This window comes from Anaerostipes caccae L1-92, assembly GCF_014467075.1.
GTDB classification, from domain to species: Bacteria; Bacillota; Clostridia; order Lachnospirales; family Lachnospiraceae; genus Anaerostipes; species Anaerostipes caccae.
Genome location: NZ_AP023027.1, coordinates 2,400,139 through 2,421,215, shown reverse-complemented (window position 1 = coordinate 2,421,215; position 21,077 = coordinate 2,400,139). Strand labels below are relative to the sequence as shown.

Sequence of the window (21,077 nt, the reverse complement as noted above, 5' to 3'; positions counted from 1 at the left end):
TTTGGTATCATATTGTAGAATGAAGGTTAGAAAATAAAACTTAGGAGAAACTAAGGATGAAGAGGATAGGAAAAGAGGAGCCGCTGTCTGAAGCCTTTGGTATCCGGGGCGGCATCCTTTCCATAGTGGGAGCAGGGGGAAAGACGACGTCGGTGTTCAAGATCGCAAGAGAGCAGGAAGCGATGGGAAAAAAGGTGCTGGTGACGACGACCACTCACATGGAATTGCCGGGAAAGGAGACTGTGCTTTCCGGAGATGCGGATGATATCATACAGAAACTGAAGCCGGGCCGGACCGTTACAGCAGGACTCCGTGACGGAGAAAAAATGAAGGGGCTGCCAAAAGAAGTCTTTCAGGCAGCCTCCTCTTTTGCTGACGTGACTATAGTGGAGGCGGACGGAGCAAAAAAAATGCCGGTAAAGGCCAGAAACGAAACAGAGCCGGTCATACCGGAGGGAACGGACCAGATCCTGATCGTGGCAGGAATGAGTGCTCTCGGCCGCCCCATAAAGGATGTGTGCCACCGGCCGGAACGCGCGTGTAAAATTCTTGAAAAATCTGATGAAGAATTTCTTAATTTTGAGGATATTATGAAGCTGATCCGTATGGAATATGTTATAATGCTCAGAAAACAATACCCGGATGCGGAACTCCTTATCCTGCTGAACCAATGTGACACAAAAGAGCGGATGGATCAGGCTGCCCGTATAGGTATTTGTTTTGACAGCCGATATTCGGTCATTTTACGTTAGAGGAGTTCACATGTTTTTAAAGCAGGTATTGATCCAGGCAATGGATCTCGGAAAAATGATGCTGATAAGCGGAGCCGGTGTTTCCAGAGTGGAAGATACCATTGAGCGCATCTGTCTTGCATACGGGGCGAGGGAAGTTGAGGCGTTTACGATCACATCCAGTATTGTGGTTACCGTGACCACAGAAGACGGAGATGTATTTACCCAGACGAAGCGAATCAAATATTACAAGACAGATTTTCATAAATTGGACCGGTTAAATGATCTTTCCAGATATGTGTGCAGGGAGAAGCCGGACATTACTTATCTGGAGGAAAAACTTTCAGATATTCGTCAGGAGCACATTTACAGCCTGCCGGTGCAGTGTCTGATCGCATCACTGATCGCCGGGACGTTTGCAGTCTTTTTTGGAGGAGGATTTGTGGAAGGGATCATCGGGGCAGTCTGCGGAGCGGCGGTCTGGCGGCTGATGGCTTTTCTTCAGAAGCTGGATTCCAATATTATGTTTTCTGACTTTGCTGCAGCTTTCATGGTGGCCACTATAGCGTATATACTGGCGCATCTGGGGGCTACCAGAGATTACGGCACGATCATCATAGGAAATATAATGCTTCTTGTGCCCGGGGTGGCTTTTGTCAATTCTATCCGGGATATTATAGGAGGAGACGTGATGGCAGGTATGATACGGCTTTGTGAAGTGGTGGTAACCGCTGTATTTCTGGCGGCAGGTTCTTTCACTGCACTTGTACTGTGGGGAGGTGTCTTATGATAGCACAGGCGGTCCAGATTCTATCTTCGTTTATCGGAGCTCTCGGGTTTTCTATTTTATTTAATATGAGAGGAAAAAAGTTATTTTTTGCAGGACTGGGAGGTCTCGTCTCATGGACGGTTTACTTGGTCATAGCTTCCATGACTACGAGTACATTTCTGCCGAATTTTGCCGCATCCATGACGGCGACCGTCTATGCGGAGGCACTTGCCAGACTGGCCAAAAGCCCTGCTACCATTTTCTTGATTGGGGCGATCATTCCCCTTGTGCCGGGAGGTCAGCTTTACTATACGATGAATTACGCGGTCGCAAAAAACTGGGGGCTGTTTGCTATGTACGGCCAGAGGACCCTGATCACCGCCATGGCAGTGTCCGGCGGGATTATGATGGTATCCTCCGTATACCGATTGTACAATGGCCTGGTATCCAGCCGCATTAAAAAGAAGAAACAGACAGACAAAAAAGGAAACAATCCCGAATGTGGGACAGCTCAATAAAACAGCATGGAGTTGTTTTCGGGAAACGGCGTAGCTTCGGCTATGCCGTTTCTGCGTTTGATCTGTTGTCCACTATGCCCGTTTGACTTATCCGGCGTATGAACTATACCGCCTTTAATGTCAGCGTCAATAATGGCTTCGTGAGTGTCCTCAAACACAAGCTGTTTTTCTTCGGGATTGTAGCACTTCTTTTTGGACTTGCAGGATTACTTGTAGGTCTTGAAGTTTACCGTATGCCCCAAGTATTCCTTTTTCTCCAAAATGTCAGATACTGTTGCGTTCACCAATGAATAGGGATTTTTCAGCACAGGAGGATTGGTGCAGAGGTGTTCACCTGCTTCGCCTTTAGACTTCATCAGGCGCCTGCATTTTCAATCAATATCTTTCTTGGCTTTTTCATGCTCCATAAGCCGTAAAACCTTATGGGGAAGGCTCCTTTCACTACCTACAACACTACAGGGGGCCATATTGCCAAAATTTTTAGACTATTGACAAAGGTTCCTCTTTACTGTATCATATAACAGTGATATATAACACTGTTATGTATGAGGGGTGAATTAATGAATGAAGTAGAACAGACAACACTATACTTAATCCGTTCAGCTGCTATGCAGGAATTTCTTAAAAAGGGCTTTAAGTCCGCTTCTCTGCGGAATATTGTCAAAACGGCGGGTGTGACAACAGGCGCGTTCTATGGCTACTATGACAGCAAAGGGGATTTATTTGAAGCATTGGTAGGTGAACATTACAACTTTCTTTTAAGCTGCTTTTGCAAAGCACAGAAAGAATTTGCAAAAATCCCACCAGAGGAACAGCCAGACAATCTTACATCTACTTCCGGTGAATGTATGTATGAAATGCTTTTGTACGCTTATGAACATCTAAATGAATTTAAGCTTATTCTTTGTTGCTCGGAGGGAACGCGCTTTTCAAAGTTGATTGACGAAATGGTGGAAATAGAAACAAATGCTACACACGATTATTTCAAGGTGCTTGAAAGGTTAGGCAGGCCTGTTCCTTCGATTGATAAACGGTTAGAGCATATCTTGATTACAGGAATGTTCAACACTTTTTTTGAATTGATTATACATGAAATGCCGCTTGAAGAAGCAAAGCATTATCTAAAAGAAATGCGAGCTTTTTACACCGCCGGGTGGATGAAAATTATGGGGCAATAAGCCCTATAATTTTTTATGCATGAGTTAGTTTATACTAACTATCAAATTGGATATTTGCGGTTTATCATAAACCCTTTTATCATACACAAAAAATTAAGGAGGTTTTTTTAATGAAGAAACAGTCTAACTTATCACGATTGATGGGTTATGCCGGAGGGCATAAGATATTGACCTATCTTTCATGGATACTGTCAGTCATGAGCGCGCTGTTGGCTCTTGTGCCATTTTGGTATATCTGGCGTATCGTTCACGACATACTGGAAGCGTCCCTGTACTTCTCACAGGCGGGGAAGGTCACAAGCTACGGCTGGTCTGCCGTATTGTTTGCGGTACTCTCTATTGTTGTCTATATCGCCGGTCTGATGTGTTCGCATATAAGCGCGTTCCGGGTTGCCGCCAATATCCGAAAAGAGCTTATGCGGCACATCACAGCTCTGCCGCTGGAGGTAACAGAAAAGTACGGAAGCGGCAATCTGCGAAGGATCGTCAACACATCAAGCGCCGCAACGGAAACCTATCTTGCACACAGGCTTCCCGACAAAGCGGGAGCGATTGCTACCCCCATAGGGCTGCTCTTTCTACTGCTTGCTTTCGATTGGCGGTTAGGGCTTTTGAGCCTTGTTCCCGTTGTGCTTGGCTTTCTCATCATGATGAAAATGACCGGAAAAGACATGGCGCAGAGAATGGAGCAATACCAAAATTCACTTACCGATATGTCAAATGAAGCCGTTGAATATGTACGGGGTGTACCCGTAGTAAAGACGTTCGGGCAGACAATCTTTTCTTTCAAACGCTTCAAAGATGCGATAGACAATTACGAAACATGGGTAATTGCGTACACAAAGGGGCTGCGTCTGCCCATGATGTTCTATACAACGGCAATCAACGGCGTATTCGCGTTTCTGATTGCCGGAGGTATTCTCTTTACAAGGGGCGGCGTGACAAATGAACTGCTGCTAAACCTTATCTTCTATATTGTGATTACTCCTGTCATTGGTACGACACTCACCAAAATCATGTTTATGAGCGAGGACGCAATGATTGTAGGGGACGCAATAAGCAGGATTGATGAAGTACTAAACGAAAAGCCATTGTCTGAAAGCAGCGTGAATAATATCCCTACAGACAATGGAATTACATTAGAACACGTTAGTTACAGCTACAAGGTGAATGACTCCGAAGGAGGCAGAGAGGGCGGCCTGGGCCGTGACGGAGAAAAAAACGCGCTGAATGATGTGTCACTTCGGGTTGCACCGGGACAGGTGATAGCATTGGTAGGTGCGTCCGGCGGAGGCAAGACGACCCTTGCAAATATTGTAACAAGATTTTTTGACCCGCAAAAAGGGCGTATACTGATTGGCAATACCGACATACGCGATATTCCAAAGGAAACATTGATGAATAAGGTGTCCTTTGTATTTCAGAATAGCCGCCTGATCAAAGCGACCATATTGGAAAATGTGCGTATGGCAAAGCCTGATGCCTCGCGCGAAGAAATCGCTCATGCACTGGAAGCTGCGCAATGCTTGGATATTATCGAAAAATTACCGAATGGCATTGATACGGTTGTAGGCACAAACGGCGTGTACCTGTCCGGCGGCGAACAGCAGAGAATAGCCATAGCCAGGGCAATTTTGAAAAATGCGCCTATCCTAATTCTTGATGAAGCGACCGCGTTTGCAGATCCCGACAATGAGGTGCGTGTACAACAGGCTTTGTCCGCACTTTCAAAAGGAACCCCCTCCGGGGATACATCTATGCCATCCGGCAGTCATATGGAAAAAACGGTTATCATGATTGCACACAGGTTGTCGTCAATCACAGGTGCGGATTGTATTTATGTAATGCAGGACGGCGAGATTGTCGAGAGCGGCACGCATAATGAGCTGATAGAGAGAAACGGCATATTTACAAGAATGTGGAAGAATTATTCCGAAGCGGCAGAATGGAAAATTGCAAAGGAGGTAACAGCATGATTCAAACATTGCAAAGACGATTTGCGTTATCAAGACAAGGAGCTGTCGATTTAATAAAAGGCTGTATTGCCTGCGTTTTGCAGGACATATCCTTTATGCTTTCGGTGGGGCTGCTCTATAATTTTGTCATTGACACGATGAACGGGGGCGTAAATGGAAGCCGCATTGCTTTTTACGGGGTTGGCGCTTTGGTTTGCTTATGCCTTATCTTTGTTGTAACTTGGTTTCAATATAACGCCACCTATTTAGCGACTTATGTGGAAAGCGGAGTAAGACGCATTTCGTTAGCAGAGCAGCTCCGCAAAATCCCCTTATCCTTTTTTGGGAAAAAAGACCTTGCCGATTTAACAAACTCCATTATGGGCGATTGTGCCACACTTGAACAGGCATTTTCCCATTATGTACCCGCTTTGGCAGGCTCCCTTATTTCAACAACGCTGATTGCGATTTGCCTGTTTGCTTATGATTGGCGTATGGCTCTTGCGGCGGTTTGGGTTTTACCGATTGCATTTACCATCACATTTTTTTCAGCCCGCATACAGGAATACTTTAACCGTAAATCCGTAGCGGCAAATGTCGCGCTTGAAAGCGGCGTACAGGAGTGTATCGAGAGTTTGCAGGACTTAAAGGCGAACAATGCGGAAGAAAGTTATCTGAAAGGGCTGGATATGAAAATTGATAATGTGGAAAAGCGGCATATTATAACAGAACTTGGGACTGCCCTTTTCGTTGTTTCCTCTACGTTGATATTAAAGTTCGGGATTGCTACGGTTGCGCTTGTAGGCTCTGCTCTGCTTATTCGTGGGGAGATTGATATTCCGCTGTTTTTTCTGTTTTTACTTGTAGCTTCAAGGCTGTATGCCCCGCTTGAGGGCGCATTACAAAATCTTGCTGCGGTAATCTCCACAAAAACGAACATAAACCGTATGAACGAAATTCTTGACCAGCCTATCCAGACAGGAACAAACAAGGTAACAAATAAAGGCTATGATATTGTGTTTGACCATGTAAGATTTGCTTATAATACCGGGGAAACTGTATTAAAAGACGTGTCCTTTACGGCAAAACAGGGGGAAGTTACCGCGTTGGTCGGACCCTCCGGCGGCGGTAAAACAACGGTGTCGCGTCTTGCCGCGCGATTTTGGGATATAAACAAAGGAAAAATTACTGTCGGTGGTATGGATATATCAAAAATAGAGCCGGAAACATTGCTGTCGCTGTACTCTATTGTATTTCAGGATGTGACGCTGTTTAACAATACAATCATGGAGAATATCAGAATTGGCAGAAAGGACGCCACAGATGAAGAAGTGATTGCAGCGGCAAGATTGGCAAATTGTGAGGAATTTGCCGCAAAGCTCCCGGACGGGTATCACAGTATGATTGGTGAAAACGGCTGCGAACTGTCCGGCGGTGAAAGGCAGCGTATTTCAATCGCCCGCGCTTTCCTCAAAAATTCCCCTATCATCTTACTTGATGAAGCAACGGCAAGCCTTGATGTGGAAAACGAAACATTGATACAGGCTGCTTTGTCAAGGCTGATAAAGGATAAGACCGTACTTGTTATTGCCCACCGTATGCGTACCGTAAGCGGCGCGGATAAAGTAGTTGTGCTTTCAGACGGTTCTGTTGCCGAACAGGGAACGCCGGGGGAGCTGATAGACACAGGCAAGATTTATCCCCACATGGTAAAGCTGCAAATGGTCAGTCAAGATTGGGGCATTTAGCATGAATACCGAATGGATAATATGCCCTATATGTCAGAGCAAAACAAGGTTGAGAATACGGAGCGATACCGAAATGAGACACTTTCCCCTATACTGCCCGAAATGCAAACAGGAAACGCTTATTAACGTACAGCAAATGAATATATTAGTTATCAAAGAGCCAGACGCACAGACGCAGAGCCGATAACACGCAGATATGAAATGCGGTTGTCGGCTCTTTACTTTTTTGACAACCTATGCAATTGATGATAAATTGCAACTTATAAAACCGTTTTAAGGACATGGCGGTATATGCCCTATCACATCATAGAGCATAACCGCCTGTTCAGTTTTACGCTGCACAGCATAGACGAATATTTTGTCTTGCGGGAAAACCGCGTACAACTGTAAACTATCAGAAAAATGCAGTCTTAAAGCAGTTGCGAAAAGAAACGGATTTGCGAGCACAAACGGATAGACCGCTTGCCTGTATAGCAGCTGCCTCGACAGGGATTGTTTTCTTTTTTTGTCTGCTACGCTAGGTATCGGAAAAGCTGAATGAACAGGGAACTGAATTTAAACAGCATTTTTTTAGAACCTTCCAGTTCTTTTTTTTCCACTCCCTGTTTCGGGATATACTGTTCTTTTTTGTTTATTTCTAGTGACTGTTCTTTTAACTTGTCCATGTATGTTCTGAGTTCTCTGTTTAATTCGGGGCTGTCCAGCACGAGCATTGTCTCAGTGTCCAGGTAGGTGCTTCTCATGTCAAAATTATAGGAGCCGATCACTGACAGCCGGTCGTCGATGGCGATGGATTTTCCGTGGCAGGAGTGGTCTCCGAAAAATTCGAAGACCCTGGGGCCTGTTTTCAGGATTTTCGGCCGGTTTCTTGTATAGTCGGAGGAGGCAATGAAGTTATCGCCAACGGCCGTGGAGTTGATCAGCATTTCTACGTTGGGGACTTTCCCAGTCAGTTCCTCCATTCCCTGATACATATCCTTAGAGAAAACCGCATATGGTGTCTGGATCGTGACGTCTTTTTTGGCAGTCAGCATGAGCTGCTGCATCGTATACCACACATAAGGCTCCTTATTGCCGATGTGGATCGGGTTTGTCACAAAAGAAGCCTTTTTTACCGGAACGGTCTGTTTCATCCAGTCCGTCTTCAAGGGAAGTTTCTTTTTGATGGACTGATAGCGGCGGGAGAGATATTTGATCTCACTCTTTGTCTTATCTTTCCGGGGATTTCCTTCAAAAACTGTTTTACAGTCTGAGGAATCCCATACTTTTTTGAAATAAGAAAGGACCTGGGGAATAGCTCCGTTCTTTTGCTCCGGTTTTTTGGAATAAAGAAGGACTTCCCGGTCATAGCCGATGCTTCCCCGGCTGTCATCTCCGATAAAATAGTCAAACATGTTCCGGCCGCCCATGAGGAGGAGGGAACCGTCCGCAATCACATACTTGTCATGGAGCCGGCCGTTGATTGTCCACGGCTTTAAAAAATTTGGCTCATTGTAAAAACGGATTTCTATGTTTGGATGGCTTCCGGCGGCCTGAAATATTGTTTTTCCGTTCATGTGCAGCATTCCGTAGAGTCCGTCTACTAAAATCTGTACTTTGACTCCGCGGTCGGCGGCATCGATGAGAGCCGCAAATATATCGTCAGTGCTCTTTCCTTCCCGTATATCAAAGGTAGAGATGATGATGCTCTTTTTTGCATCCCGGAACATGGCAAGTCTTGTGTCCAGAGCGCCTTTGTTTGTCTCGACGATGCCGGCCCGCTCCCTGCCGGGGCCCGAACCGTAAAACGCCGGTACATCGACTGTTTTTTTATAGGAATCGCTGACTGTCTTTTGGAATGCAAAGGGCAGGCATGCCCCAGCCGCCTCATAAAGAAGGATCATCAGTATGAATAGCAGAATCCGTCTGCCTGTTTTTCTTTTTGTCTTCGCCATAGGTTCACCTTTTTCTTTCGCATATTCTTCATCTATTGTAACGCACCGGATATGGTTTTACAATATTTCAAAAAGTTGAGCTTTACAGCCGAAGTCTGATCTTGATTTTTGGAACATACAGGGGTTGTTTTTTTGAGTCAATGTCATATAATCAAACTAACTCATGAACCGGAACAGTCAATGGAAGGAGGCTGTTTTGAACGAAAAGTTTTTGAAACTGCCCGAAGAAAAACAAAGAAAGATCATTTATTCGGCGGTCCGGGTATTTGCGGAGAAGGAATATAGGTATGCCTCCACGGACAGGATGGCAGAACTGGCCGGAATATCAAAAGGACTGCTGTTTTTCTATTTCAAGAATAAAAAATCGTTATACCTTTATGTGTATGATCACCTGATCGGTCTGATCGTGCGGCAGATGGAGGAGATGAATTTTAAAGAAGAACATGACTTTTTTAAACTGTTTGAACTGTCAATACGTGTAAAATCCGCCCTGATGAAGGATAACCCGTATATCCACGGATTCCTTCTGAAGGCCAGATATGAAGAAAATGAGGCGGTGAAGCAGGAGCTTTCAGAGAGAAACAAGACCTTTTTAGAGGAGATGTTCCCGCGGTGGTTTCCAGAGGTGGACTTTTCAAAATTTAAAGAAAATGTGGATCCGCAGGACGTATTTATGCTGCTTTACTATCTGGGAGACGGATATTTAAGGGAGGCGGTGGGCAGAAATGATTTTGAACTGGAGCGGATCTGTGAAGATTATGAGCGCTGGATGGACTGGATAAAGGGAAGCGTCTACCGAAAGGAGTATCTATGAATACGATTGAAATGAAACACCTGACAAAGGATTATGGAAACCAGAGGGGGATTTTTGACGTCTCATTTTCTGTAAAAAAGGGAGAAGTGATGGGATTCCTCGGCCCCAACGGGGCGGGAAAGACTACGGCGATCCGTCACCTTCTTGGATTTTCCACTCCGGATCACGGAACCTGTAGGATCAATGGAATGGACTGTTTTCATAAAGCAAAGGATATTCACAGATCTCTTGGCTATCTGCCGGGAGAGATCGCATTTATGGATGATATGACGGGAAAGCAGTTTCTTAAATTCGCCGCAGACCTGAAAGGCATGAAGAATCAGGGCAGGATGCAGGAACTCATGGATATGTTTTCTCTGGACCCGCGAGGCCGGATCAAAAAAATGTCCAAGGGAATGAAACAAAAGATCGGCATCGTATGTGCATTCATGGATTCTCCGGATCTCTACATATTGGATGAACCAACGAGCGGGCTGGACCCTCTGATGCAGAACCAGTTTGTGGAACTGATTCTGGAGGAAAAAAAGAGGGGAGCGACGATCCTTATGTCCTCCCATATGTTTGAGGAAGTGGAGAGGACCTGTGACCGTACGGCGATCATCAGAGAAGGAAAGATTGTCGCTGTGGAAGACATGGGGACACTCGGAAAGAGCAAGCAGAAAATCTTTACGGTCACTTTGGGTTCAAAGGCGGAAGCAGAGGCATTTTCCAGGGAGACAGACGGGGTAAGGCAGATAAAGGGAAACCGGGTCACGGTCGGCATCAGGGGAGAACTCTCAGAGTTTATCCGATGTTTAGGGAAATACCGGGTCTTAAACCTGACGGAACAGAAGCAGAGCCTGGAAGACTTGTTCCTGCATTTTTACGGAGGTGATTCTCATGAATAATATATTTGTCATGCCGCTCCTGAAACGGGAAATAAAATCCAACTGCAAAGTGTTCCTGATTATCGCAGCCGTGGCCTCCATGTATATCAGCGTCATGGTTTCCATGTTTGAACCCGGTCTGGGGGAGATGCTGGCAGAGTTTGAAAAGGCCATGCCGGGTCTCATGTCAGCCGCAGGCATGACAAATCCCGGTACGACTCTTCAGAGCTTTTTGAAAACCTATTTATATGGTTTTTTTATGTTCGTGCTGCCTATGATATATGAACTGTTTACGGCCAATAAGCTGGTGGCCGGATATGTGGACAGAGGCTCTATGGCGTCCATCCTCTCCGCACCTCATTCCAGGAGAAAAGTCGTCCGCACACAGGGGTTTTTCCTGGCAGCCAGCGTGTGTCTGATGATCTTATACATTACGGCGCTGGGAATTATCTGCTCTGAGGTCATGTTTCCGGGGGACCTGGGAATTGCAGAATTTCTCAGATTAAATGCGGGCCTGCTCTGTCTTCATTTATGTATCAGCGGATTTTTCTTCTTTATGTCCTGTATCTGTAATGACACCCGCAGGTCCACAGGCATCGGGGTCGGTGTCTTTCTTGGTTTTTATCTGATACAGATGCTTTCAAATATGGGGGATAAGCTGGAAAATCTGAAATATGCCACGGTCTTTACTTTATTTGACGGGGATGCCCTTCTAAAGGGAGAGAGCAGGGCAGTTGCCATGTCGGGGATTCTGCTTTTGATCGGAATTCTGCTCTTTGAACTGGGGAAATACCGGTTTCAAAAAAGAGATCTTCCCCTTTGATAAAAGAGATTTCCTTAACACTTAAGGATTCCAGTGATATAATAGGGGACAGAAAACAAATTTTAGAAAAGAGGAACTGACATGTTAGGAAAACTGGGAAGAAACGATGCCTGCTGGTGCGGAAGCAATAAGAAATATAAAGCCTGCCACATGGCTTCGGACGAAAAAATAGAGACATTCGCGCGGCAGGGACATATTGTGCCGCCGAGATTTATTCTCAAAAACGGGGAACAGATCGAAGGAATCCGGGAGAGCGGAAAGATCAATACCGCAGTCCTCGACTATGTGGCAGAACATATCAGGGAAGGGATGACCACGGAGGAGATTGACCGTCTGGTCCATGAAAAGACGGAGGAACTTGGAGGCATCCCTGCTCCTTTGGGATATGAAGGCTTTCCGAAAAGCGTATGTACGTCCATCAATGAGCAGGTTTGCCATGGCATCCCCTCTGAGGATATTGTGCTGAAAGACGGAGATATTATCAATGTGGATGTTTCAACGATCTATCACGGGTATTTTTCGGATTCATCACGGATGTTCTGTATAGGAAATGTAAGCGCTGAAAAGAAGAAGCTTGTGGATGTGACGAAGGAGTGTGTGGAACTAGGACTTGCGCAGGTGAAGCCGTGGGGCTTCATGGGAGATATGGGCCAGGCGGTCCACGATCACGCAGTAAAGAATGGATATTCGGTCGTGCGGGAAATCGGAGGACACGGTGTCGGGCTGGAGTTTCACGAGGAGCCGTTTGTCAGCTACGTCACGAAAAAGGGCACGGAGATGCTTTTGGTCCCGGGCATGGTATTTACCATTGAGCCTATGGTTAATATGGGAACCGATGAAGTCTACACTGACGGAGGAGATAACTGGAGCGTCTACACGGCAGACGGCCTTCCGTCCGCCCAGTGGGAGATTCAGGTACTCGTGACAGAAACGGGATATGAAGTGCTGGCTTATTAGGAGGTGTCTGTTTGTCTGCATATGAATGGTTGTTTAAGATGCTGAAGGAACGGGGGAAGGTGTTTTGTGCTACGATCCTCTCCGGGTCTGCGGCAGGAGAGAAATGCATTTACACTCAGGATGAAATGCATGGAAAGCCTTTGTGGAAGGAAATTCTTCCTGAACTCAGGAGGGTGGAGCAGACAGAGGTTGTTTCGATCGGGAAACGTGAGATTTTTGTAGAGCTCTTTCAGGAAGCCCCCAGGCTCGTTATTTTAGGAGCAGGGCATGTGTCACAGCCGGTCTGCCAGATCGGAAAGATCCTTGGATTCGACATAACGGTAGTGGATGACAGAGAAGAGTTTGTTACGAGAGACCGGTTTCCGTGGGCGGACCGTCTGCTCTGCTGTGATTTTGACTGCCTGCCGGAGGAAATGTTCGGATATGAAAATACATTTTATGTGGCGGTAACCAGGGGACACCAGGGAGACCGGGCCTGTGCGAGAAGAGTCTTATCCCATCCCCATGCGTATTTCGGCATGATCGGCAGCCGCACGAAAGTAAAGATTACAAAAGATGCCCTGCTGGAAGAAGGGTTTTCTGCCGAGAAGGTAGAGTCTATGCACTCGCCGATCGGTCTGCCCCTTGGAGGACAGCTTCCGGAGGAGATCGCCGTGAGCATCATGGCAGAGATCGTGAAAGAAAAGAACCGCCGCTATACCGGCTTTGCGGATATGGATGTGGCAAATGCGGTCCTTGGGGGAGAACATGGAGTCATGCTGACGATACTTTCAAAGAGCGGATCTTCCCCGAGAGGAACAGGCAGCAAGATGTTCCTTGGAGAAGGAGGGACATCTTATGGAAGCATCGGGGGAGGCAGTATAGAGTTTACCGCATGCAGGGAGGCCGGACACGTATCTGGCGTGCAGGTAAAGGAATACGACCTCTCAGCAAAAGATGCCTCTGACCTTGGAATGATCTGCGGCGGGCATGTCCGGATCCTGTTTGAAAGGATATAGAGATGAAGATTCACATGATCCTGCTGGCTGCGGGGTTCGGCAGCCGTTTTGGGTCCAACAAGCTTTTATATGAGATGGGCGGTAAACCTATGTACAGGCACACACTGGATGTGATGCTTTCGCTGGCCCGGGAATTGAAAGATGCGGACGTGACAGTGGTGACCCGCTATGAAGAAATTTACCGGGATGCAAAAGAAACCGGTGCGCTCTGCCTGATGAACCGGCACAGCGAACAGGGGATATCATCCTCGGTTCAGATCGGGCTGGAAGCTAATCTTCACCCCGGAAAGGATGCATACTATCTTTTCTTTACGGCCGATCAGCCGGAATTGAAGAAGGAGACGGTCAGGAGATTTTTGTCTGCTTTTTTGCGGACGGGAAAAGGAATCGGCTGTCTTTCGGAAAATGGAGTTCCGAAAAACCCGTGTGTGTTTCACAGCTGTTACACGAAGGAACTTCTCTCCATACAGGGAGACCGGGGAGGCAAGCAGGTCGTTAAGAGCCATCCGGAAGATGTGTTTTTATTTGAGGCCGGGTGGCAGGAACTGAGGGATATTGATACATTGGATCAGCTGAAGAATTAAAAAGTGGATTTTATACAGGATGGAAAGCCGTGTAAAATCCACTTTTGTTTATTTCATAAAAAGAAACTTGTCTTTCGGAAACCTGAGAAAGACTGTATCTTTTTTTATCTGGCCGTCCCAGAGCGTTTTCGGAAGCTCAAAACGCAGTCCTGTCCAGTCTCCGGACTTTTTATTCTGCTTTTCCCGAAAGAGAAGGATCATGGAGAAGGTATCTTCAATGATATTCGTGACCGTACATTCCATCGTGTTGGGCAGAGTTGCATCCGGTTCGATGGAAAAGTAATGGGCCCGGAAACCGGCGTATTTTATATCTTTTGGCACAGGGACGGAAGATGTCAGGACAATGTTCCAGTCGGACGCAAAAAATGTGTGGTCATCAATATACTCTGCATGTGAAATGTTTTTGCATCCGGTAAGAAGTGCAGCTTCCAGAGATTCCGGATTTTGAAACAATTCCTTTTTGCGCTGTATGGTCTTAAGCCGTCCGTTTCCCATGACGGCGATCCGGTCGGACATCCGGTACACTTCATCTCTGTTGTGGGAGACGAACAGGGCGGTTCCGGGAAAGTCCCGTATGATGTGCATCAGTTCCTGTTCCATCTGCCATTTCAGATAATCATCCAAAGCCGAAAAAGGTTCATCCAGCATGATCAGGGAAGGAGCGGATGCCAGCATCCTTGCAAGGGCCGTGCGCTGCTGCTGGCCGCCGGAAAGCTGGGAGGGATAATGGTCTCCGAGGCCGGACAAATAAAATTTTTCGATCCATGAGTCCGTAAGAGACCTGTCCCTGGAAGGAAGCCCGCAGGCTATATTTTCACGCACCGTCATGTGAGGGAATAAGGCATAATTTTGAAACAGATATCCTACCTTCCGGTCCCTTGCGGGCAGATTGATCCGTTTTTGGGAGTCAAATAAAACTCTGCCGTTAAGAACAATCCGTCCCCGGTCCGGTGTCTCGATTCCGGCAATGCATTTCAGGGTCAGGCTTTTTCCGCAGCCCGAAGCTCCCAGGATGGAAAGTATTTCATTGCCTGCCTCAAAAGAAGTCTTAAGATGAAACTCAGGCAGATGTTTTTCAATGTCTACATAAAGACTCATTTTGCCGCTCCTTTCTGCCGTATAAGGCGCACTTGAAAAGATGTCCAGAAATTCATGGCGAGCATCATCACAAAGGAGAAACAGACGATGATCATGACCCATAGAAAGGCACTCTCACGGTCGCCTGCCTGCACAGCCGTGTAAACAGCCACGGACATGGTCTGGGTTTTTCCGGGGATATTGCCTGCGATCATGATGGTGGCCCCGAATTCGCCGAGAGCCCGCGCAAAGGAAAGAATTGTCCCTGCAAGGATGCCCGGCCATGCCAGGGGAAGCATGATCTTTCGGAATATTTTTCTCTCTGTCATTCCAAGAGTCCTGGCGGCATACAGATATTCCGGATTGATCTGTTCAAAGGCGCCGCGGACCGTGCGGTACATCAGCGGAAATGAGACGACAGTGGAGGCGATGACCGCCCCCTGCCAGGAAAATATAAAGGAAAACCCAAACTGGGAAAAGAACTGTCCCACCAGGCTGTTTTTCCCGAAAGCCAGCAGCAGGAAAAAACCTACGACGGTTGGGGGCAGAACTAAAGGCAGAGTGAACAGGCCGTCGATGACAGCCTGTCCGTGCTTCAGTTTTACAACAGTCCGGGCAGCACAGATGCCCAGTACGAAGGTAAAGATGGTAGCCGGCAAGGCTACTTTTAAAGAAATCCACAGTGGGGAGAGATCCAGCATTATTTTATCCTTTGGAAGCCGTAAGACTCAAACAGCTTCAGTATTTCATCGGTTTTTAAGTAATCTGCAAACTTCTGGGCTTCTTTCTGATGCCTGCTGTCTTCTAACACGGCCACCGGATAGATCACAGGATCGGCGGCTTTCTTTGGAGCCTCACAGACTACTTTGACCTTTTTCGATATTTTCGCATCTGTCATATAGACGACTCCGCAGTCCACTTCGCCGCTTTCTACCCAGGTGAGGACCTGGCGGACATCGCTTCCGTAGTTTGCTTTCTTCTTTATTTTATCCAAAATTCCGAGTTTTTGAAAGACTCCTTCTGAATATTGTCCGACAGGGACTGCTTTTGGCTCACCCAGCGCCACTTTTTTTACGCTTGAATCTGCCAGATCTTCAAAAGTTTTAATAGATGTCTGGCTGCCTTTTGGTACGATCAGTACAAGCTTGTTTTCCAGCAGATCCGTCCGGGATTTTTTACTGATCAGATTCTTTTTTGAAAGAGCATCCATCTGTTTTTGGGCAGCCGACATGAAAACGTCTGCGTCCGCCCCCTCTTCAATCTGTGTCTGAAGTGCCCCGGAACTTCCGTAGGAAAAGCGGAGTTCTACATTGGGTTCCTTTTCTTTATATTTCTCGGCGATGTCCTTTGTCACATCCGTAAGACTGGCGGCCGCGGAAATGGTCAGTGTGACAGTTTTTTTTTCGGCTGCATTTTTGCCTTTGGAACTGCATCCGGACAGAACAGCAGCGCCCAGTACTGCGGCAGTAAGCATGACAAATATTTGTTTTTTCATTTTATCGTGTATCCTCCTGTATTTCATTCTTATATTTCTACTTTACCTGAAAAAGGAAAACCGTTTTATTTGAAAAGCAAATAAAAGACTGAAACTTCTTTTGGGAAGAAGAGGCTGCGGTGAATTTTCGGCTATTCATAGGTAAAAACTATAAATGAGTGAGGAGACCGGGTTCATAGATTCAAATAACAGGGAAATTGCGGGGATTGATATGGACGAAAAAATAGAAAATCAGCTGAACCTTTCTCTGAGTCTGACTCCTGAAGAACGGGAGAAGAGCAGAGACTTGGATGTGGGGTATGACAGGCAGCAGAATCTGTGGGAATTGATTATCAGGTATATCGGTGAGATCAGTCAGATTCCGGTTCCGGAAGGGGGAAGGCTGGAAGCCTTGAGCAATGAATATGCCATAGCTTATCTGCCCGAGGAATCCATCGATGCTTTTTCAAACCTTCCTCAGGTTATTTATATGGAAAAGCCTAAAAATCTTCTGCTGAGTGATCAGGCGGGGATTGCCGCCTCCTGTATTCTGTCGGTAAGGGATGGACAAAAGGGGCTCCACGGCGATGGAACCTATGTGGCTGTGATCGATACGGGCATCGATATTTTTCATCCGGATTTCATTGACGACCAGGGGAATACGGTGATTGAAACTTTATGGGATCAGACGATTCCGGGGCATCCGCCGGAAGGTTTTTATGAGGGGAGTGTATATACAAAGGAAGAGATAAACCGTGCGCTGAAGGCACCGGCGGCAGAGGGCAGGGAGATTGTGCCAAGCAGAGATACGAACGGGCACGGGACCCATGTGGCTTCCATCTGTGCGGGAAGGCAGGGAGTTGCAGACAAATCCTCTCTGATTGTGGTGAAGCTTGGAAATGCGACGGAACAGGGGTTTCCCAGAACGACACAGCTGATGACGGCTCTGGAGTACGTGATCCGTTACGCTGAGGCAAAGGGAAAGCCGGTCAGCGTAAATTTAAGTTATGGGAATAATTATGGAGACCACAGAGGAAATTCCCTGCTTGAAACATATATCAGCCAGATGGCAGGTCAGTGGCAGACCGCTGTCTGCATTGGAACAGGAAACGAGGGAGCATCAGGCAGGCACAGGCAGGGATGTTTAAGGCAGCCGGAAGATGTGATCTTTGCAGTGGCGCCGTATGAACAGAGCCTGAATTTGCAGCTGTGGAAAAATTATGTGGATGAATTCAGACTGTGGCTTCAAAGTCCCTCCGGAGAGCGCAGGGAGATCCAGGACCAGGAGGGCAGGACTGACTACCGGTTTGGGACGACAACGGTTTATGTCTATTATGGTTCTCCGACTCCTTATAACAGGCTTCAGGAAATCTATTTTGCCTTTGTGCCGCAGGGCAGTGAGATCGAAAGCGGTCAGTGGACCATTGTGATGGAACCCGGAAGGATTGTCAGAGGGGACTATTACATGTGGCTGCCTGTATCCGCCGGGACCAATGAGGGAACCAGATTTTTAGAACCCAGCCTGGATCTGACACTGACGATTCCTTCTACGGCAAGAAGTGTGATATCGGTGGGAGCCTACGATGTATTTTATAATTCTTATGCATCTTTTTCCGGAAGGGGAGACTTGAATATCTGTATGGAAAAACCGGATATTGTGGCTCCTGGCGTGGGAATTCTGGGGGCAAGTCCTGGCGGGGGAAATACAAGAATGAGCGGAACTTCCATGGCAACGCCGTTTGTGACGGGCAGCGCGGCACTTTTAATGGAGTGGGGGATTGTGAGAGGGAATGATCCATTTTTATACGGAGAGAAGATTAAGGCATATCTGCAGAAGGGAGCGAGGGAACTTCCGGGATTTAGTGAGTATCCGAATTCGCAGGTGGGGTATGGGAAGCTGTGTGTGAGGGAGAGTCTGCCGTTATAAAATGCTTTTATTTTAAAAAAATGAAGGATACCTTAAAAAAAGAAAACAAAAGGAATTTATATAAGCAGGGGGTCTAAACCAAACATAAAATTTATTTCGCCGGATTCTTGTTAAATCTGTCCAAATGTAATATACTTCCTAAGTGGAGCATTATACCCGGAGCAGTAAAATTAAAATAGCAGCACATACAAAAGATAAAGCTGTTCCGGGTATAATTTCCCATGAATGCACAGGCACAGATAAAAAGTCGGAGAAAAATTTTCAGCTGTTTTGTTGCTTCATGCTTGACAGCTTCTTTTACTATATGCTATTCTGTCCCTGCTGTAAAAAAGCTATATATTTTTCTGTTTCTGATCACAAACAGAAAAATATATAGCTTTTTCATTACTTAGGAAAGACCTTGTCACGCCAGTGCGTGAAAGTCTTTCCTAAGTAATAAAAAACGCTCCGCGGGTTGTACACAGATGCGTAAGGAAATCATTTGACTACGTCAAATCGCATCTGGTACGCAAAGTTGTCAAGCCCTCAAAGAGTGAGGGGTTGGGGAGCTGAAAGTGGACTTGCCCACTTTGTTCCATGGAAAGGAGAAATTATGGATACTATTGCAAACCCAATGGGTACGAAAAAGGTATTTCCTCTGCTGATTTCTATGGCCGTGCCTCCTATGATCTCAATGATGATCCAGTCGCTTTACAATATCGTAGACAGTATGTTTGCAGCCAGACTTGGTGTGAACGCTATCACTGCAATTTCACTGGCTTATCCTCTGCAAAACCTCATCTTATCCGTCGGTGTAGGACTGGGAGTGGGCATAAATGCCTGTATTGCCATGAGCCACGGAACAGGGGATACCAAAAAAGCAGATCAGGCAGCTGCCCACGGACTGGTGCTGGCCGGTCTTCATGCACTGGTTTTTATCGCTGCCGGCCTCCTGGGAATCCGTGCGTATCTTGGAATGTTTACAAAGGACCCGGAAGTCCTTTCCCTGAGCAGCCAGTATACATATATTGTCGTGCTGTTGTCTGCCGGTTCACTTGTTCATGTAGCAATAGAAAAGATTTTTCAGGCGATGGGTAATATGAAAGTGCCGATGATCCTGCAAGGGATGGGCGCCCTGATCAATATTATATTAGATCCTCTTTTTATTTTTGGGGTTGGTATCTTTCCTAAAATGGGAGTAGCAGGAGCAGCAATCGCCACAGTGATCGGACAGTGGAGCGCCTGCCTCCTCGCTGTTTTCCTCCTGTTTCGGAAGAAACATACCGTCCACATCCGGTTTCGCGGCTTTGCATTTGACCGGGAACTGCTCAAAAAGATTTATATGGTAGCAGTTCCGTCCGCCATCACCATGTCTCTGCCGTCTATATTGATCTCGATCCTGAATGGGATACTGGCCGGAATTTCAGAAGTGGGGATTGCAGTACTCGGCATTTATTTTAAAGTACAGACATTTATCTATATGCCGTCCAACGGTCTGATCCAGGGAATGAGGCCTATCATCAGTTTTAACTACGGGGCAGGAAGAGACGACAGAGTGAAAGAGACGATTCGGGACAGCCTTCTTGTCACCGGTGGGATTATGGCCGCAGGAACCATATTATTTGTTGTTTTTCCTGTGCAGATCATGGGATTGTTCCACGCTGGAGGAACGCTTCTTAAAATGGGAATCATGGCATTTAGGATCATCAGTATTGGCTTCCTGTTCTCTGCTGTGGGAGTCGTATTTTCCGGTGTCTTTGAGGCGCTGGGAAAAGGGAGCGCGTCTCTTGCCGTGTCTACACTGAGACAGTTTTTTATCATTCCGGTTCTTTCTTTATTCCTGGTTTCACGGATGGGAGTCAATGGAATTTGGGTTTCTTTTCCGGCAGCAGAGGCGGCAGCGGCTCTGGCAGCAGTCCTTTTATACCGGAAATACAGTAATAAAAGGTGAATTTTCGGACGTGTTGTGTTAAAATCTAAATGACTTGAAGTGAAAAGGAGAATATGACATGGATAAGAAATTAAAAGCAGTCCTGATCGCGGTCCTGGTTATTGTTCTCGGCGGTGCGGGATTTCTCGGATATGAGTATGTGACTCAGAAGCTTACGGCGAATGACGGAATCGAGATGCTCTCCAAAGGGGAATACCAGAAAGCGTATGAGGCATTTGAAAAAGCAGGAGGTAAAAAGACCATCCTGTGGACAAACCAGAAAAATGATGTGATGTTTTACCAGGCGGAATCGCTCTATCGGCTGAAGCGTTATAAAGATGCCATCCGTATCTATGACCGGATCATAGAGAAAAAGCCGCAGGGCAGGGCTTATGAATGGAAAGCACTTTGTTACATGGGATTGGGGCAGGAAGAACAGGCACTGGAGGTCTGCAGTGAAGGGATTCGTTCTCTGCCATCAGAAGGAGAGAGTTATTATGCCAAGTATAGTATTCTGGCAAAGCAGGAGAAGTACGATGAAGGGCTTTCTGTTGTCGGTGAAGCGCTGAAGCAGAATCTTACCACAAAGAAAAAAGATCTGATGTTTGCAAGGATCAGTCTTTATGAAGCAAAGTTTGACTTTAAAACAGCATACCGTTATGCAAAAGAATATGTAAAAGCCTATCCGGACGATGAAAAAGGGAAAAAAGAGGCTACATTTCTGGAGACCAGATAGATGATCTTCAAAGCAGTGTAAAAATGGAGTTCCGTAAACGGAGCTCTTTTTTTGTGCAAAAACGACAAATTCCATGGAT

Annotated in this window: 20 protein-coding genes; 16 read left to right on the top strand and 4 right to left on the bottom strand. The window is 46.5% G+C overall.

The genetic code is table 11. The features are described 5' to 3' along the window. Nucleotides 1–56: 56 nt before the first annotated feature. From yqeC to ANCC_RS11835, 7 genes are all read left to right on the top strand, one after another. Nucleotides 57–752, top strand: coding sequence for a selenium cofactor biosynthesis protein YqeC (gene yqeC / locus ANCC_RS11865; RefSeq protein ID WP_006569018.1), 696 nt, complete (start codon nucleotides 57–59; stop codon nucleotides 750–752). 10 nt (nucleotides 753–762) lie between these two features. Continuing rightward, on the top strand, nucleotides 763–1,521 hold the full coding sequence (locus tag ANCC_RS11860) for a threonine/serine exporter family protein (protein ID WP_006569017.1): 759 nt from the start codon (nucleotides 763–765) through the stop codon (nucleotides 1,519–1,521). Beyond that, nucleotides 1,518–2,018, top strand: a complete 501-nt coding sequence (locus ANCC_RS11855) for a threonine/serine exporter family protein (RefSeq protein WP_006569016.1) — start codon at nucleotides 1,518–1,520, stop codon at nucleotides 2,016–2,018. Before ANCC_RS11860 ends, ANCC_RS11855 begins: the two co-directional genes overlap by 4 nt. Nucleotides 2,019–2,578: 560 nt before the next feature. Next, nucleotides 2,579–3,196 carry a TetR/AcrR family transcriptional regulator gene (locus ANCC_RS11850; RefSeq protein ID WP_039947115.1) on the top strand — a complete coding sequence of 206 codons (618 nt, stop codon included), beginning with the start codon at nucleotides 2,579–2,581 and terminating at the stop codon, nucleotides 3,194–3,196. 110 nt (nucleotides 3,197–3,306) lie between these two features. Further along, entirely contained in the window at nucleotides 3,307–5,172 is a 1,866-nt protein-coding gene (locus ANCC_RS11845; RefSeq protein WP_039947114.1) for an ABC transporter ATP-binding protein, read from the top strand. Beyond that, nucleotides 5,169–6,899: an ABC transporter ATP-binding protein gene (locus ANCC_RS11840; RefSeq protein WP_006569011.1), complete on the top strand. Its 1,731-nt coding sequence runs from the start codon at nucleotides 5,169–5,171 to the stop codon at nucleotides 6,897–6,899. Before ANCC_RS11845 ends, ANCC_RS11840 begins: the two co-directional genes overlap by 4 nt. A gap of 1 nt (nucleotide 6,900) precedes the next feature. Continuing rightward, complete coding sequence (locus tag ANCC_RS11835) at nucleotides 6,901–7,086, top strand: cysteine-rich KTR domain-containing protein (RefSeq protein ID WP_083774666.1); 186 nt, start codon at nucleotides 6,901–6,903, stop codon at nucleotides 7,084–7,086. A 325-nt stretch (nucleotides 7,087–7,411) separates the two neighbouring features. Here ANCC_RS11835 and ANCC_RS11830 read toward each other — a convergent pair whose 3' ends face one another. After that, on the bottom strand, nucleotides 7,412–8,833 hold the full coding sequence (locus ANCC_RS11830; RefSeq protein WP_156340458.1) for a phospholipase D family protein: 1,422 nt from the start codon (nucleotides 8,831–8,833) through the stop codon (nucleotides 7,412–7,414). 196 nt (nucleotides 8,834–9,029) lie between these two features. Here ANCC_RS11830 and ANCC_RS11825 point away from each other — a divergent pair, with 196 nt between their 5' ends. From ANCC_RS11825 to ANCC_RS11800, 6 genes are all read left to right on the top strand, one after another. Further along, complete coding sequence (locus ANCC_RS11825) at nucleotides 9,030–9,647, top strand: TetR/AcrR family transcriptional regulator (RefSeq protein WP_039947113.1); 618 nt, start codon at nucleotides 9,030–9,032, stop codon at nucleotides 9,645–9,647. Continuing rightward, a complete protein-coding gene (locus ANCC_RS11820; protein ID WP_006569008.1) occupies nucleotides 9,644–10,534 on the top strand; it encodes an ABC transporter ATP-binding protein in 891 nt (296 codons plus the stop codon). The genes ANCC_RS11825 and ANCC_RS11820 overlap by 4 nt, the downstream gene beginning before the upstream one ends. Then, nucleotides 10,527–11,336, top strand: coding sequence for an ABC transporter permease subunit (locus ANCC_RS11815; protein WP_006569007.1), 810 nt, complete (start codon nucleotides 10,527–10,529; stop codon nucleotides 11,334–11,336). The genes ANCC_RS11820 and ANCC_RS11815 overlap by 8 nt, the downstream gene beginning before the upstream one ends. An 81-nt stretch (nucleotides 11,337–11,417) precedes the next feature. Then, nucleotides 11,418–12,293, top strand: a complete 876-nt coding sequence (locus tag ANCC_RS11810; RefSeq protein WP_006569006.1) for a methionyl aminopeptidase — start codon at nucleotides 11,418–11,420, stop codon at nucleotides 12,291–12,293. A gap of 11 nt (nucleotides 12,294–12,304) precedes the next feature. Further along, nucleotides 12,305–13,291 carry an XdhC family protein gene (locus ANCC_RS11805; protein WP_156340460.1) on the top strand — a complete coding sequence of 329 codons (987 nt, stop codon included), beginning with the start codon at nucleotides 12,305–12,307 and terminating at the stop codon, nucleotides 13,289–13,291. A 2-nt stretch (nucleotides 13,292–13,293) separates the two neighbouring features. Continuing rightward, on the top strand, nucleotides 13,294–13,875 hold the full coding sequence (locus tag ANCC_RS11800; RefSeq protein ID WP_006569004.1) for a nucleotidyltransferase family protein: 582 nt from the start codon (nucleotides 13,294–13,296) through the stop codon (nucleotides 13,873–13,875). Nucleotides 13,876–13,923: 48 nt separating this feature from the next. Here the strand turns inward: ANCC_RS11800 and ANCC_RS11795 are convergent, their stop codons facing one another. The 3 genes from ANCC_RS11795 to modA are packed head-to-tail and all read right to left on the bottom strand — an operon-like array spanning nucleotide 13,924 to nucleotide 16,447. Then, on the bottom strand, nucleotides 13,924–14,973 hold the full coding sequence (locus tag ANCC_RS11795; protein ID WP_006569003.1) for a sulfate/molybdate ABC transporter ATP-binding protein: 1,050 nt from the start codon (nucleotides 14,971–14,973) through the stop codon (nucleotides 13,924–13,926). After that, nucleotides 14,970–15,653, bottom strand: a complete 684-nt coding sequence (modB, locus tag ANCC_RS11790; protein ID WP_006569002.1) for a molybdate ABC transporter permease subunit — start codon at nucleotides 15,651–15,653, stop codon at nucleotides 14,970–14,972. The genes ANCC_RS11795 and modB overlap by 4 nt, the downstream gene beginning before the upstream one ends. Next, nucleotides 15,653–16,447 carry a molybdate ABC transporter substrate-binding protein gene (gene modA, locus ANCC_RS11785; RefSeq protein ID WP_050754311.1) on the bottom strand — a complete coding sequence of 265 codons (795 nt, stop codon included), beginning with the start codon at nucleotides 16,445–16,447 and terminating at the stop codon, nucleotides 15,653–15,655. Before modA ends, modB begins: the two co-directional genes overlap by 1 nt. A gap of 154 nt (nucleotides 16,448–16,601) precedes the next feature. Here modA and ANCC_RS17830 point away from each other — a divergent pair, with 154 nt between their 5' ends. The 3 genes from ANCC_RS17830 to ANCC_RS11770 all read left to right on the top strand — a co-directional run bounded on the left by ANCC_RS17830 (nucleotide 16,602) and on the right by ANCC_RS11770 (nucleotide 20,998). Further along, nucleotides 16,602–18,353 carry a S8 family peptidase gene (locus tag ANCC_RS17830; RefSeq protein ID WP_006569000.1) on the top strand — a complete coding sequence of 584 codons (1,752 nt, stop codon included), beginning with the start codon at nucleotides 16,602–16,604 and terminating at the stop codon, nucleotides 18,351–18,353. A gap of 592 nt (nucleotides 18,354–18,945) precedes the next feature. Beyond that, entirely contained in the window at nucleotides 18,946–20,283 is a 1,338-nt protein-coding gene (locus ANCC_RS11775; protein ID WP_039947112.1) for an MATE family efflux transporter, read from the top strand. Between the two features lie 58 nt (nucleotides 20,284–20,341). Then, entirely contained in the window at nucleotides 20,342–20,998 is a 657-nt protein-coding gene (locus ANCC_RS11770; protein WP_006568996.1) for a tetratricopeptide repeat protein, read from the top strand. Nucleotides 20,999–21,077 lie beyond the last annotated feature (79 nt).